Source organism: Bordetella genomosp. 7, assembly GCF_002261415.1.
GTDB lineage: Bacteria > Pseudomonadota > Gammaproteobacteria > Burkholderiales > Burkholderiaceae_B > Bordetella_A.
In genome coordinates this window covers 98,220-110,966 of the sequence record NZ_NEVI01000020.1, presented here as the reverse complement: position 1 = coordinate 110,966, position 12,747 = coordinate 98,220, and the positions used below count along the sequence as shown (strand labels likewise).

The window sequence follows — 12,747 nt, the reverse complement described above, 5'->3', positions numbered from 1 at the left end:
CGAAACAGCAGCAAAAACAGTTGACGGCGGCCATTGTACGCATGCGGCGGCGCAAACACGCCTGCGGTACATTTCGATAGTGCCTTGTCTATTAATCCGGTTGAATTCTTTATGCAAAACCATCAACGACGCGCCCTGGTGCTGTTCTCCGGCGGGCAGGACTCCACCACTTGCCTGGCCTGGGCGCTGGCCCGTTACGCGCACGTGGAAACCGTGGCGTTTGACTACGGCCAGCGCCACCGCATCGAGCTCGATGCGCGCATCAATGTGCTGAACCAGCTGCGGGCGGCGTTTCCGCACTGGTCCGAAAAGCTCGGGGCCGACCATGTGCTTGATCTGCGCGTGCTGGGCCAGGTTGGCGATACCGCCATGACGAGCGAACGCGCCATCGAAATGCAGGCCAATGGCCTGCCAAACACATTCGTGCCCGGTCGCAACCTGCTGTTCTTGACCCTGGCCGCCGCGCTGGGCTACCGGCGACAGCTGGACGTGCTTGTCGGCGGCATGTGTGAAACGGATTTTTCCGGTTATCCCGATTGCCGGGACGACACGATCAAGGCGCAACAGGTGGCGTTGGGGCTGGGCCTGGGCACGCGCGTCACGATCGAAACGCCGCTGATGTGGATAGACAAGGCCGACACCTGGGACCTGGCCCGGCAGCTGGGCGGCCAGACGCTGGTGGACATCGTCGTGGAACATAGCCACACCTGCTACCTGGGCGAACGCGGTGCGCGGCACGGCTGGGGTTACGGGTGCGGAACATGCCCGGCATGCGCGCTGCGCAAGGCGGGGTGGGAACGCTGGCGCAACCGCGCCAAGGCGTGATGGCGGTGCAAGGTGCGCTGCCCTGGGCAGGTGTCTGACTCCGAAGGTGTCAGACACCCTGCGGGAGTCAGACACCGGACGCGCTGCCGTTGTCGCCGAGTATGCAAGGGTGCACAGGTGTCTGACTCCGAAGGTGTCAGACACCCTGCGGGAGTCAGACACCCATCACGGCCCGTCTTCTGATGGGCCGGTTGCCGGGCTTGCGATGGCGTCGGCGTGGCCCGGCGCCGCTGGCCGGAACCGCCAGTACAGCCACGCCGATGCCCACAGGATCACGGCGGCCAGGCACATCGACGTCAGCATTGCCGCGCGCGGGCCTTGCCAGTCAATCAATTCGGCATAGGCCACCGGCGCGACGGCGGTCAGCAAAAAGCCCGGCACCAGCAGCCGGCCCACCAGGGCGCCATACACCCGATAGTCGAACAGCGCGAGCGGCAACGTGCCGCGCGTAATCGTCAGCAACCCGTTGCAGGCGCCATACAGGCCCGCGTATAGGGCTGCCGCCACCGGGTATTCCGCCAGTGCTCCCGCCAGGAAGCACAACGGCATTGCCACCGTGGTGGCCAGGTTCAGGGTAAGGGGATGCAGGCGCGCACCAAACAGCAATTCCAGCAGCCGTGCGCCAACCTGGCCTATTCCCCACAGCGCCGAAATGCCTACCGCCGCAGACGCCGCCAGGCCCAGTCCGGTCAGCATGGCGATCAGGTGCGTGGCGTTGGCCGCCGCCAGGAAATTGGTCAGCATGGCGATCAGCGCGTACAGGCCTTGCGCCAGTTTCTGGTCGGCCGGCGTGCGTGCCAGGCCGGGCCGATGCGCCGCCTGGTGCGCGCCGCTTGCGTAGCGCGCCCGCGGCAGTGTCAGGTACAGGGGTAGCGTCAGCAACGCAAAGCCGGCATAGGCCAGCACGGCGCCGCGCCACCCCAGCCACTGCGCCAGCAACTGCCCGGTTGGCCACATCACGGTCGAGGCCAGCCCGCCGAACAACGTGATCTGCGACATTGCGCGCCGCGCCTGCGGACCGCCGATGCGCGCCAGTGTGGCGAACGCCGCGTCGTACAGGGTCAGCCGCATCCCCAGCCCCAGCACTATCCAGGCCGCGTAGTAGGGGATGGGCGCATGTGCCGCTGCCAGCAACGCACACCCTATGGCGAGCAGTACCGCGCCCGCGGGCATCACGCGTTGTCCGCCCCACCGGTCGATGGCGCGGCCTGCCGCGGGGGATGCAAAGGCCATCACCACAATCGCCAGCGAGAACCCCGCATAGATCTGCGCGCCGCTCCATCCCAGCTCGCCCTGCATGGCGGGGCCGAAGTTGCTGATCAAGTAGAACGAAATGCCCCAGCTCACCAGTTGGGTCAGCCCCAGGCAGACGACGGCTCGTGCGGGGATAGCGGCTGCCATGGCTGGCGCCGTTCAGGGGCGCGACGGCGCGCTGCAGTCGCCGTCGCCCAACGCCCGTTGCATCAGCACGGTGTCGCGCCATTGGCCAAACTTGTGGCCCACCGACCGCAGCGTGCCGGCCGGGTGGAATCCCTGGCTGGCGTGCAGGGCCAGCGATGCGGCGTTGCGGCTGTCGCCCACCACGGCCAGCATCTGGCGCCAGCCCGCCGTGGTGCAGCGCTGGATCAGCTCGGCCAGAAGCCGGCCGCCTATCCCGCGTCCTGCCCTGGCGGGCTTGACGTACACCGAGTCTTCCACGGTGTGCCGATAGGCCGGGCGCGGCCGGTAGGGCGTGACGTACGCATATCCCACCACCTCGCCAGCCTGCTCGGCCACCAGGTATGGCATCCCTTGCGCCAGCACGGCCGCGCGCCGGGCGCGCATGTCTTCCAGGGTAGGCGGGTCCAGCTCGAATGAAGCCGTGCCGTGCAGCACGTGATAGCTGTAGATCGCCTGGATGGCGTCCAGGTCGGCGTCGGTGCTGTCGCGCACGATCACGGGATCGGGATTGGGCATGGCAAAAGGGCGCAGTGTCGAACCCGGCAAGTTTGCGCCCCGGCACCGCATTAATAAAGCTTTGGTTTATTATTCAATGCATAAGAAATTCTTTGGGACTGCCCCGTCATGCGCGGCCTGAACCTGGATCACCTGCGCATTTTTCTCGACGTGATCGAGCTGGGCAGCTTCTCGGCTGCGGCCCAGAAGCACGGGCTGACCCAGCCTGCGGTCAGCCTGCAGATTCGCCAGCTTGAACGCCGGTACGGCTTGAGGCTGGCCGAGCGGGTGGGGCGCCGCGTGGCGCCCACTGCCGCCGGCGCCGACTTGCTGGCGCATATCCGCGCCATCGATGCCGAGGTCGAGCAGGCCGAGCGCAGCATGCAGGCCCACAGCACCCAGATCGTCGGGCGCGTGCGCCTGGGCACGGGCGCCACGGCGTGCGCTTATCTGCTGCCGCGGCTGCTGGCCGACCTGCGGCGCCGCTTCCCTGCGCTGGAAATCGTGGCCAGCACCGGCAATACCGCCGATGTGCTGCGTGGCATCGAAGCCAACACGCTGGACATCGGCCTGGTGACGTTGCCCGCGCCGGGCCGCATGTTCCAGACAACGCCGGTGCTGGACGACGAGTTTGTCGCCATTTTTCCGGAGCAGGGCAAATGGCCAGCACGCGTGACCCCGCACGCGCTGGCCGAACTGCCGCTGGTGCTGTTCGAGCCCGGCGCGCGCACGCGCGAACTGGTCGATGGCTGGTTCGAGACCGCTGGCCTGCGCGTGCGGCCCGTCATGGAACTGGGCAGCACCGAAGCCATGAAAGAGATCGTCGCGGCCGGCCTGGGCTGCGCAATCCTGCCCGGCATGGCGGTTCCCGCAGGGCGGGGCAGGCACGGCGTGCGCGTCAGGCCGCTGGCGCCGCGGCTGTCGCGCACCTTGGCCGTGGTGTTGCGGGGCGACAAGCCGCTGCATCGCGGCCTAGGGCAGCTGCACGCGGCGCTGCTGGGGTTGCGGGGCGCGCGCCGCTAGGGCGGGCGCGGGCGCGGAACCGGACGCCGGCTCGCGATCCGGCGTATTATTTAGCAGTTTGCGAACCCAACCCCGCTCGAGAAAGACCATGCCGCAATACCGCTCACGCACGTCCACCCACGGCCGCAATATGGCCGGCGCCCGCGCCCTGTGGCGCGCCACCGGTATGCAGGACGGCGACTTCGGCAAACCCATCATTGCGGTCGTCAATTCTTTTACGCAGTTCGTGCCGGGCCATGTGCATCTGCGCGACCTGGGCGCGCTGGTCGCCCGCGAAATCGAAGCGGCTGGCGGCGTCGCCAAAGAATTCAACACCATCGCCGTCGACGACGGCATCGCCATGGGCCATGGCGGCATGCTGTATTCGCTGCCATCGCGCGAACTTATCGCCGACTCGGTCGAATACATGGTCAACGCCCACTGCGCCGACGCGATGGTGTGCATCTCGAACTGCGACAAGATCACCCCGGGCATGCTCATGGCCGCGATGCGGCTGAACATTCCGGTGGTATTCGTGTCGGGCGGCCCGATGGAAGCCGGCAAGATCAAGTCGCCTACCGATGGCAAGGTCATCGCCAAGATCGACCTGATCGACGCCATGATCAAGGCGGCCGACCCCAACGTCACCGATGCCGAGGCCGAGCAGTTCGAGCGCAGCGCCTGTCCCACGTGCGGTTCGTGTTCGGGCATGTTCACGGCCAATTCCATGAACTGCCTTACCGAAGCCATCGGCCTGGCATTGCCCGGCAACGGCACCCTGGTGGCCACGCATGCGTGGCGCAAGGGCCTGTTCGAGCAGGCCGGCCGTCTTGTCGTCGACCTGTGCCGCCGCTATTACGAGCAGGACGACGCGTCCGTCCTGCCGCGCAGCATCGCCACCAAGAGCGCATTCCAGAACGCCATGACGCTGGACGTGGCCATGGGCGGGTCCACCAATACGGTGCTTCACCTGCTGGCCGCCGCGCAGGAAGCGGGCGTGGATTTCACCATGGCCGACATCGATCGCATTTCGCGCAAGGTGCCCTGCCTGTGCAAGGCCGCGCCGGCTACCGACAAGTATCACATCGAAGACGTGCATCGCGCCGGCGGCATCCTGGGCATTCTGGGCGAGCTTGCCCGCGCCGATCTGCTCGACCTGACCTGCGGCAACGTGCACAGCGGCACGCTGGGCCAGGCCATCAAAAAGTGGGACGTCAACGGCGGCGCGGGCAGCGATGCGCTCGACTTCTATCGCGCGGCCCCCGGCGGCATTCCCACCACGGTGGCCTTCAGCCAGGACGCCACCTTCCTGACGCTGGACCTCGACCGCCAGTCGGGCTGTATCCGCAGCAAAGAACACGCCTACTCGCAAGATGGCGGCCTGGCCGTGCTGTACGGCAACCTGGCGCCCAACGGCTGCATCGTCAAGACCGCAGGCGTGGACGAATCGCAGTGGGTCTTTACCGGCCGCGCGCGCGTGTTCGAAAGCCAGGACGACGCCGTTGAAGGCATCCTGGGCGACAAGGTGCAGTCGGGCGATGTCGTGATCATCCGCTACGAAGGCCCGAAGGGCGGCCCCGGCATGCAGGAAATGCTCTATCCGACTTCGTACCTGAAGTCCAAGGGCCTGGGCAAGACCTGCGCGCTTTTCACCGACGGCCGCTTTTCGGGCGGGTCGTCGGGCCTGGTTATCGGCCACGCTTCGCCTGAAGCGGCCGAGGGCGGCAATATCGGCCTGGTCGAAGACGGCGACACTATCGAAATCGACATCCCGAACCGCAAGGTGCATCTGGCGGTTTCCGATGAAACCCTGGCCGAGCGGCGGGCTGCCATGCAGGCGCGCGGCGCACAAGCCTGGCGGCCGGTCGACCGCCAACGCGTGGTGTCGCAAGCCCTGCAGGCTTACGCCGCGCTCGCCACCTCCGCCGACCGCGGCGCCGTACGCGACGTCTCGCAGCTGCGTCGCTGAGCAATTGGCCGGTGTCTGACACCCTTCGGGAGTCAGACACCAATAGAGCACAGGCCACCGTTTACCGGTGTCTGACACCCTTCGGGAGTCAGACACCCATACAGCATACGCCGTCCATTTGCTCTACCGGTGTCTGACTCCCGCAGGGTGTCAGACACCCGTACAGCACACGCCGTCCATTTGATCGTCTACCGGTGTCTGACTCCCGAAGGGTGTCAGACACCTGCCCGCCGTCACTACACCCGCTGGCGCTGGCTACGCCGCGCGGGCCCGGCCGCGGGCGTTCCCAGGCGGTCTATCACCAGGTCGTACAACGCCTGTGCGGCGATCGACAATTGCTCGTCCTGCCGGCGGATGATGTAGATCTGCCTTTTCATGCCCGGCAGCGAGATCGGGCGCACCGCCAGCCCGGGGCGTTCAAACTGATAAAGCGTGTAGGTCGGCACCAGGCTGATGCCCAGCCCCGCCTCGACCATGCCGGCCACGGTGGCCAACTGTTCGACCTCGAGCAGCGTGCGCACCACCAGCGGATGCAATGCGGCCTCGACCGCCTGGCGCACGCTGCTGTGGCGCGCAAGATGGATAAACGGCCAGGGCGCCAGGTCGCGCAGCGTCAGGTTCTGTTCCTGCGCCAGCGGGTGGTCTTTGCGGCAAACCAGGTGGAATGTGTCGCTGCACAACGGCTGTGCGTGCAGCACCGCCGGGTCGGCGGGCCGCGTGCCCCGCGACGCCAGGGCGAAGTCGGCCTGGCCCCTGCGCACGAGCTCTATGCACTGGTCCGACAGCACGTCAGACAGCACAAGCTCAATATCGGGATGCGCCGCGTGGTAATCCTTCAGTACGCCCGGCAGCCATCCCGCCGCCAGCGACGGCAAGGCGGCAATATGCGCGCGGCCGCGGCGCAGTTCAGCGTAGTTTTCGATCTGCGCCATCGCATGCCCCAGGTCCGCGAGCAGGCTGCGGGCCAGCGGGTCGAAAAGTTCGCCTTCTTTGGTCAGCATCACGCGGCGGGTGCTGCGGTCGAACAGGCGCACGCCCAACGCCGATTCCAGAGACTGGATCTGCGCGCTGAATGCGGGCTGTGACAAGTGGCACGCCTGCGCGGCCTTGGTGAAATGGCGCAGATCCGCCAGCATTACAAAGGCGCGCAACTGGCGCGTCGAGAGGTCTGCCGAGAGTTTCATCCGGATTGCCGATTAATCGATACGTAGAATCGATTTAACTTATCGTTGCGCCTATTCTAGACTCTGCATTGACTGATGGCGGGCAGAACGGCGATGAATTCGATTCCTTCCCTATGGATAGGCTGTGCGGCGGGCTTCTCGGGCGACCGGACCGACGCGGCAGGCCCGGTGGTCGACACCCTGATTGCGCGGCTGGGCGGTGCGCCGGCGCAGGGCCGCGCCTTTCTTATTTTCGAGACACTGGCCGAACGCACCCTGGCCCTGGCGCAGCTGCGCAAGCGCGCCGATCCGCAGGCCGGCTACGAGCCACTGCTCGACGACATGCTGCGTCCGGTGCTGGCCCGCTGCCTGCAGTACGGCATACGCATCGTCAGCAACTTCGGGGCGGCCAACCCCAAAGGCGCCGCTCGCCACATCCTGCGCATGGCGGACGAACTGGGGTTGCGCAAACCGCGCATCGCGGTCGTCACGGGCGATGACATTTCCGGGCAACGCCACGCGGAACTGCTGTCGCGCTACCTGGGCCCATCCTACGATCCGTCGCATGTCGTCAGCGCCAACGCCTATCTGGGCGGCGAGCCCATCCGCGCCGCGCTCGACCACGGGGCGGATATTGTGGTGTGCGGGCGCGTGGCCGACCCGTCGCTCACGGTGGGGCCGGTCATGTCGTATTTCGGCTGGCAGCCGCACGACTGGACTCGTCTGGGGCGCGCCACCATGGCCGGGCATCTGCTCGAATGCGGGGCGCAGGTTACCGGAGGCTATTACGCCGACCCCGGCTACAAGGACGTGCCCGGCCTGCACCGGGTGGGCTTTCCCATTGCCGAGATCGACGCCGACGGCAACTGCATCATCACCAAGGCCGACAACACCGGCGGGCTGGTTACCGAGGCCACCGTCATCGAACAGTTGCTCTACGAAGTGCATGACCCCGCCGGCTACCTTACGCCCGACGTGGTCGCCGACATTACCCAGGCCGAGGTACGGGCGGTGGGCTCCGATCAGGTGCGCCTGACCGGGGTGCAAGGCCATCCCAGGCCGTCTTCTTATAAGGTCAATGTCTGTGTCGAAGGCGGCTGGCTGGCCGAAGGCGAAATCTCATATGCCGGCCCCCGCGCCGAAGCACGGGCGCGGCTTGCGGCCGATGTGGTGACCGCGCGCCTGCCCGACATGCGCATCCGCGCCGACCTGATCGGTTGCGTCAGCATTTTCGGCGATGACGACGGTCGCCTGCTGGGAAGCCAACCGGCCGGCGATCGCGACGACGTCAGGTTGCGGCTGGCCGCGCACGGCAAAACCCGCGAAGACGCGGCCCGGCTTACCCGCGAAGTCACCGCCCTGTACTGCTGCGGCCCCGCCGGCGGCGGCGGAGTGCGCACAACGCTTACTCCCCGGCTGAACCTGGTGTCATGCCTGGTTCCGCGCGACCTGGTCGCAACCGGCTTCGAAATGGTGGATGCCCATGGCTGATCTCATCGTGCCCTTGTCGCGCGTGGCCCACGCGCGCACCGGCGACAAGGGCGACCGCACCAACATCAGCGTCATCGCCTGGAACCATGCGCTTTATCCGCTGCTGGTCGAGCAGCTCACCACGGCGGCGGTGCAGGCCTTGTTTGCCCATCGCCGGCCGTCGGCCACGCGGCGTTACCTGCTGCCCAAGCTGGGCGCGCTGAACTTCGTCATGGATTCGACACTGGACGGCGGCGTCAACGGCGCGCTGAACCTGGACGCGCACGGCAAGGCCCTGTCGTACTGGATGCTTACTGCGGAAATCGCGGTGCCACCGCATCTGGCCCAGTACCTGGCCGGGCCGGCGGCGCCGCCTTGCGACGCGGCAGCCGCGCGGCCCTGAACCCGGGCGCAGCGCGCCTCTTCAGATAACAGCCGATGCGCCGCCATCCATCGGAATAATCGCGCCCACCACATACGACGCGCGCGGGCTGGCCAGAAACAGAGCCACGTCGGCGATTTCTTCGGGCTTGGCGTAACGGCCTATCGGGATGCCGGCCTGGTTCTGCTGCAGGGCTTCATCGCGCGTGATGCCGCGTCGCCGGGCGTCCAGGTCCAGGGCCTGTTCTACGCGTTGCGTAAACACGGGGCCCGGGTTGATGGCATTGATGCGGATGCCGTATTGCGCGTAGTGCCCCGCCAGCCCCACCGTAGACAGCATCAGTGCGGCGTTGGCCGAACCGCCCGCCAGGTGGGTGCTCTTGGGATGCTTGCCTCCGCTGCCGATGATGTTCACCACAATGCCGTTGATGGCTCCCGGCGGGCGCGACGCCGCTCGTTCGCGCATGCGCGGCAGCACGGCGTCCTGCACGTAGATGTACGGGAAGAACTTGGCATCCATGGCGGCGCGCCATTTGGCGGCGTCCAGCTCTTCCGGTTCGTGGCGTCGCGCGGCGCCCGCGCTGTTGACCAGGATGTCGATGGGGCCGATGTCGGCCTCGATGCGTTCAATGACCTGTGCGGCTGCCTGGGGGTCCGACAAGTCCGCCGCATACGCCGCGACGTTGTGGCCGCTTGCCTGCAGCTGTGTGCGCGCCTGTTCCAGCCCTTCGGGGCTGCGCGCAATGATGACCACGTATGCGCCTTCGGCGGCGAAGGCATTCGCTACCGCCAGCCCGATACCCTTGCTGCCGCCCGTCACGACCGTGACCTTGCCGTTCAGTTTCAGATTCACTTCGTTCCCCGTCGCAGATAACGTCGCGGTCAACGATACCTCATCCGCGCGCGGGCGACGGCAGCAGTCCGGTGTCAGACACCCTGTGGGAGTCAGACACCTAACATGCCCCCTGCCACATGCCCCCCGGCCAGTTCGGCTACAAGCCACCGGTGTCTGACTCCCGAAGGGTGTCAGACACCCTCAACAATCCGTCACCAGGCGCCGGCATGCCTTGCTCTTACGCCGTGGCCAGTGTGCACGGCTGGCGGTCGAGCTTCCAGCTATAAAGTGCAATGAGCAGGCCGCTGGCCGTAACCGCCGCGGCCACCAGTGGCGTGGCTGCCAGGCCGGGGCCGTGGTCGATGGTCACTCCCCCCAGCCACGCGCCCGCCGCATTGCCCAGATTGAAGGCCGCGATGTTGAAGGCCGAAGCCAAATTGGGCGCGTCGCCTGCCTTTTCGAGCACACGCATCTGCAACGCCGGCACGGTGGCAAATGCCGCGGCGCCCAGCACCGCCACCGTAATCACAGCGGCGATCTTGTCGTGCGCGGTGATACTGAATACCGCCAGGACCACGCTCAGCAAAGCCAGGCTGCCGGCCAGCGTGGGCATGAGCCGCTTGTCCGCCAGTTTGCCGCCATAGGTATTGCCCGCCACCAGTCCCACGCCAAACAGCAGCAGGATGGGCGAGATCGCGCCGGCGTTGAATCCGGCCAGTTCGGTCAGCAGCGCTGCGATATACGTAAACACAGTGAACACGCCGCCAAAACCCAGCACCGTCATGGCAAAACCCAGCAACACTTGGGGGCGGCCCAACGCGCGCAATTCCACCATCAGGTCGCCGCCATGGTCGCCGCGGATGCGCGGCACCCACACGGCGATTGCAAGCATCGCCACCACGCCCACCCCGGTTACCGCCCAGAACGTCGCGCGCCAGCCCCACAGCTGGCCCAGCCAGGTGCCAAACGGTACGCCCAGCACGTTGGCCAGCGTCAGGCCCGTAAACATCAGCGCAATCGCCGAGGCTTGTTTTTCGGGCCTGACCAGGCTGGTGGCCACCACCGAACCAACACCGAAGAACGCGCCGTGCGCCAGCGAAGTCAGCACTCGCGCTGCCATCAGCGCGCCGTAGCCGGGCGCCATGGCACAGGCCAGGTTGCCCAGCGTAAAGATCAACATCAGGGCCAGCAGCAGCGTCTTGCGCGGCATGCGGGTCGTGAGCATCGCCACGGGCGGCGCACCCGCCACTACGCCCAGGGCGTAGCCGGTGACCAGAAGCCCGGCGCTCGATAGCGACACGCCCAGATCCGCCCCGACTTCGCGCAGCAGGCCCATGATGACAAACTCCGTGGTCCCTATCCCAAAAGCTCCCACGGCCAGCGCCCATAGCGCGATCGGCATATCAAACTCCTTGAAACGTTGGGGTTTACCCCGATGCCGCATTGTGCGCCGCCTTATTTTTGAGAAAAATACTCTCCTGGTCATATCACCTTTGCTTTTGAGTCAATAATGCCCTTGAATTCTGACGCCTTGCGTGTGTTTCTGGCGGTGGTGGACACCGGCACCCTCAGCGGCGCGGCCGAGTTGCTGGGGCAAACCGCGTCCGGCGTCAGCAGGGGCCTGTCGCGGTTGGAGTCTCAACTGGGGGTGACTTTGCTGGCGCGCACCACACGGAGGATGGAACTGACTGAAGAAGGGCAGTTGTTCCTGAAGCGGGCGCGCGAGATCGTGGCCAGCCTGGACGATGCCGAGGAATGCATGCGTATCCGTCACCAGCAGCCATCGGGCCGGCTGCGCGTGGACGCCTCGGTGCCCGTGATGCTGCACTGTGTTGCGCCGCATATCGCCGACTTCCGCGCCCAGTATCCCGAAATTTCACTGGAGCTGACCAGTAACGACCGTATCGTCGATCTGGTAGAGCACCGCACCGATATTGCATTAAGAGTGGGGACGTTGGCCGATTCCAGCCTGCACGCCCGGCCGCTCAGGCCGGCTCGCCGGTGGGTGCTGGCAAGCCCCGCCTACCTGGTCAGGCGCGGCACGCCATGCAGTGTTGAAGACCTGCAGCGGCACGAATTGCTGGGTTTTACCCAGCCGGAAAGCCTGAACGTCTGGCCGCTGCGCCACGCCGGCGGCAGCGAACTCGCCATCGTGCCCACGCTGGCCGCCTCCAGCGGCGAGACGTTGCGCCAGCTGGCTATCCACGGCGCAGGCATCGGTTGCTTTTCGGAATTCATGGCAGATGCCGACGTGGCCGCGGGGCGGCTGGTCCGGCTGCTGGAGGACGCACACACCGATCACGTCCAGCCGGTGCATGCGGTGTACTACCGCAACACCCAGCTTGCACGCCGGATCGCCTGCTTCCTGGATTTTTTCGCGCGACGAATGTAGGCAGGCACGCGCCTGGCACCGCCGCGCCGGCGGCGCCAGGCGCGTGCCGACGCGGGCGGGTCAGCGCGGATCGTCGAAGGCCGCGTCGATTTCCTCGATATCCATCTGCGCGTAGCTGGCCGCTGCGCCGCTCAGGTCCCAGACCGCCGCGCCATTGGCGACCTCGATCGCGGCTGCGTCTTCTTTGCGCATGCGCGCCAGCGCGCGCTCTACCGACTGGGCCGCGTGTTCGCGAGGCACGCAGATCACGCCATCACCGTCGGCCACGATCAGGTCGCCCGGCGACACGGGGGCGCCGTCGCAGACCAGCGGCGCGTTGACGCGTCCGTGCCCCGACTTGTCCGGGTGCGACGGGCAGATATGGGTGGCCCAGGTGGGGCTGCCCAGTTCGCGCAGCATATCCGTGTCGCGCACGCTGCCCTGCACCACAATGCCGGCCAGGCCCTTCTTCAATGCATAGCGCGCCGCCATGTCGCCCCATTGGGCGCCCGAGACGGCGGGTTCGCACACGACCACCAGCACATCGCCCGGCTGCGCCAGGTACAGCGCGCGGTGCATCATCAGGTTGTCGCCAGGCGCGCAGTAGGCGGTGACCGCCGGGCCGGCGATGCGCATGCCGGGCACCACCGGGCGCATGCGGCTGGACATCAGGCCGCGACGGCCCGCAGCGTGCTCGGCCTCGTGCAGGTCAGACACGCTGACCTCGCGCGCCTGCGCGCATACGGCGGCGTCCACGCGGTTGACGCGCAGATAGACTAGGGATCGATTCACTTGC

At 66.7% G+C, this 12,747-nt stretch carries 12 protein-coding genes; 6 read left to right on the top strand and 6 right to left on the bottom strand.

Annotation, left to right across the window (positions count from 1 at the left end; genetic code table 11):
• Positions 1-111 precede the first annotated feature (111 nt).
• The gene (gene queC, locus CAL18_RS16490; protein WP_094818352.1) at positions 112-825 is read left to right on the top strand and encodes a 7-cyano-7-deazaguanine synthase QueC; all 714 of its coding nucleotides are present in this window, start codon (positions 112-114) and stop codon (positions 823-825) included.
• A gap of 165 nt (positions 826-990) precedes the next feature.
• Here the strand turns inward: queC and CAL18_RS16485 are convergent, their stop codons facing one another.
• On the bottom strand, positions 991-2,226 hold the full coding sequence (locus CAL18_RS16485) for an MFS transporter (RefSeq protein ID WP_094818351.1): 1,236 nt from the start codon (positions 2,224-2,226) through the stop codon (positions 991-993).
• Between the two features lie 12 nt (positions 2,227-2,238).
• Entirely contained in the window at positions 2,239-2,781 is a 543-nt protein-coding gene (locus CAL18_RS16480; protein ID WP_094818350.1) for a GNAT family N-acetyltransferase, read from the bottom strand.
• Between the two features lie 108 nt (positions 2,782-2,889).
• Here CAL18_RS16480 and CAL18_RS16475 point away from each other — a divergent pair, with 108 nt between their 5' ends.
• Positions 2,890-3,783 (top strand): LysR family transcriptional regulator, encoded by an 894-nt coding sequence (locus CAL18_RS16475; RefSeq protein ID WP_094818349.1) that lies wholly within the window; start codon positions 2,890-2,892, stop codon positions 3,781-3,783.
• A gap of 88 nt (positions 3,784-3,871) precedes the next feature.
• A complete protein-coding gene (gene ilvD / locus CAL18_RS16470; RefSeq protein ID WP_094818348.1) occupies positions 3,872-5,731 on the top strand; it encodes a dihydroxy-acid dehydratase in 1,860 nt (619 codons plus the stop codon).
• A 236-nt stretch (positions 5,732-5,967) separates the two neighbouring features.
• Here ilvD and CAL18_RS16465 read toward each other — a convergent pair whose 3' ends face one another.
• On the bottom strand, positions 5,968-6,915 hold the full coding sequence (locus CAL18_RS16465) for a LysR family transcriptional regulator (RefSeq protein ID WP_094818347.1): 948 nt from the start codon (positions 6,913-6,915) through the stop codon (positions 5,968-5,970).
• 93 nt (positions 6,916-7,008) lie between these two features.
• Here CAL18_RS16465 and CAL18_RS16460 point away from each other — a divergent pair, with 93 nt between their 5' ends.
• Both CAL18_RS16460 and CAL18_RS16455 read left to right on the top strand, forming a co-directional pair.
• Positions 7,009-8,385, top strand: a complete 1,377-nt coding sequence (locus CAL18_RS16460; RefSeq protein WP_094818346.1) for an acyclic terpene utilization AtuA family protein — start codon at positions 7,009-7,011, stop codon at positions 8,383-8,385.
• On the top strand, positions 8,378-8,767 hold the full coding sequence (locus CAL18_RS16455) for an AtuA-related protein (RefSeq protein ID WP_094797725.1): 390 nt from the start codon (positions 8,378-8,380) through the stop codon (positions 8,765-8,767). Before CAL18_RS16460 ends, CAL18_RS16455 begins: the two co-directional genes overlap by 8 nt.
• 21 nt (positions 8,768-8,788) lie before the next feature.
• Here the strand turns inward: CAL18_RS16455 and CAL18_RS16450 are convergent, their stop codons facing one another.
• On the bottom strand, positions 8,789-9,598 hold the full coding sequence (locus tag CAL18_RS16450) for an SDR family oxidoreductase (RefSeq protein WP_094797453.1): 810 nt from the start codon (positions 9,596-9,598) through the stop codon (positions 8,789-8,791).
• Positions 9,599-9,818: 220 nt separating this feature from the next.
• Positions 9,819-10,982, bottom strand: coding sequence for an MFS transporter (locus CAL18_RS16445; protein ID WP_094797452.1), 1,164 nt, complete (start codon positions 10,980-10,982; stop codon positions 9,819-9,821).
• Between the two features lie 108 nt (positions 10,983-11,090).
• On the opposite strand from CAL18_RS16445, the gene CAL18_RS16440 reads away from it, so the two are divergent.
• On the top strand, positions 11,091-11,972 hold the full coding sequence (locus tag CAL18_RS16440) for a LysR family transcriptional regulator (protein ID WP_094818345.1): 882 nt from the start codon (positions 11,091-11,093) through the stop codon (positions 11,970-11,972).
• A gap of 60 nt (positions 11,973-12,032) precedes the next feature.
• Here CAL18_RS16440 and CAL18_RS16435 read toward each other — a convergent pair whose 3' ends face one another.
• The gene (locus tag CAL18_RS16435; RefSeq protein ID WP_026641379.1) at positions 12,033-12,743 is read right to left on the bottom strand and encodes an RraA family protein; all 711 of its coding nucleotides are present in this window, start codon (positions 12,741-12,743) and stop codon (positions 12,033-12,035) included.
• Positions 12,744-12,747: the final 4 nt, after the last annotated feature.

Coding starts and splice junctions, on each gene's coding strand:
- queC (WP_094818352.1), top strand. CDS start 112: ATGCAAAACCATCAACGACGCGCCCTGGTGCTGTTCTCCGGCGGGCAG.
- CAL18_RS16485 (WP_094818351.1), bottom strand. CDS start 2,226: ATGGCAGCCGCTATCCCCGCACGAGCCGTCGTCTGCCTGGGGCTGACC.
- CAL18_RS16480 (WP_094818350.1), bottom strand. CDS start 2,781: ATGCCCAATCCCGATCCCGTGATCGTGCGCGACAGCACCGACGCCGAC.
- CAL18_RS16475 (WP_094818349.1), top strand. CDS start 2,890: ATGCGCGGCCTGAACCTGGATCACCTGCGCATTTTTCTCGACGTGATC.
- ilvD (WP_094818348.1), top strand. CDS start 3,872: ATGCCGCAATACCGCTCACGCACGTCCACCCACGGCCGCAATATGGCC.
- CAL18_RS16465 (WP_094818347.1), bottom strand. CDS start 6,915: ATGAAACTCTCGGCAGACCTCTCGACGCGCCAGTTGCGCGCCTTTGTA.
- CAL18_RS16460 (WP_094818346.1), top strand. CDS start 7,009: ATGAATTCGATTCCTTCCCTATGGATAGGCTGTGCGGCGGGCTTCTCG.
- CAL18_RS16455 (WP_094797725.1), top strand. CDS start 8,378: ATGGCTGATCTCATCGTGCCCTTGTCGCGCGTGGCCCACGCGCGCACC.
- CAL18_RS16445 (WP_094797452.1), bottom strand. CDS start 10,982: ATGCCGATCGCGCTATGGGCGCTGGCCGTGGGAGCTTTTGGGATAGGG.
- CAL18_RS16440 (WP_094818345.1), top strand. CDS start 11,091: ATGCCCTTGAATTCTGACGCCTTGCGTGTGTTTCTGGCGGTGGTGGAC.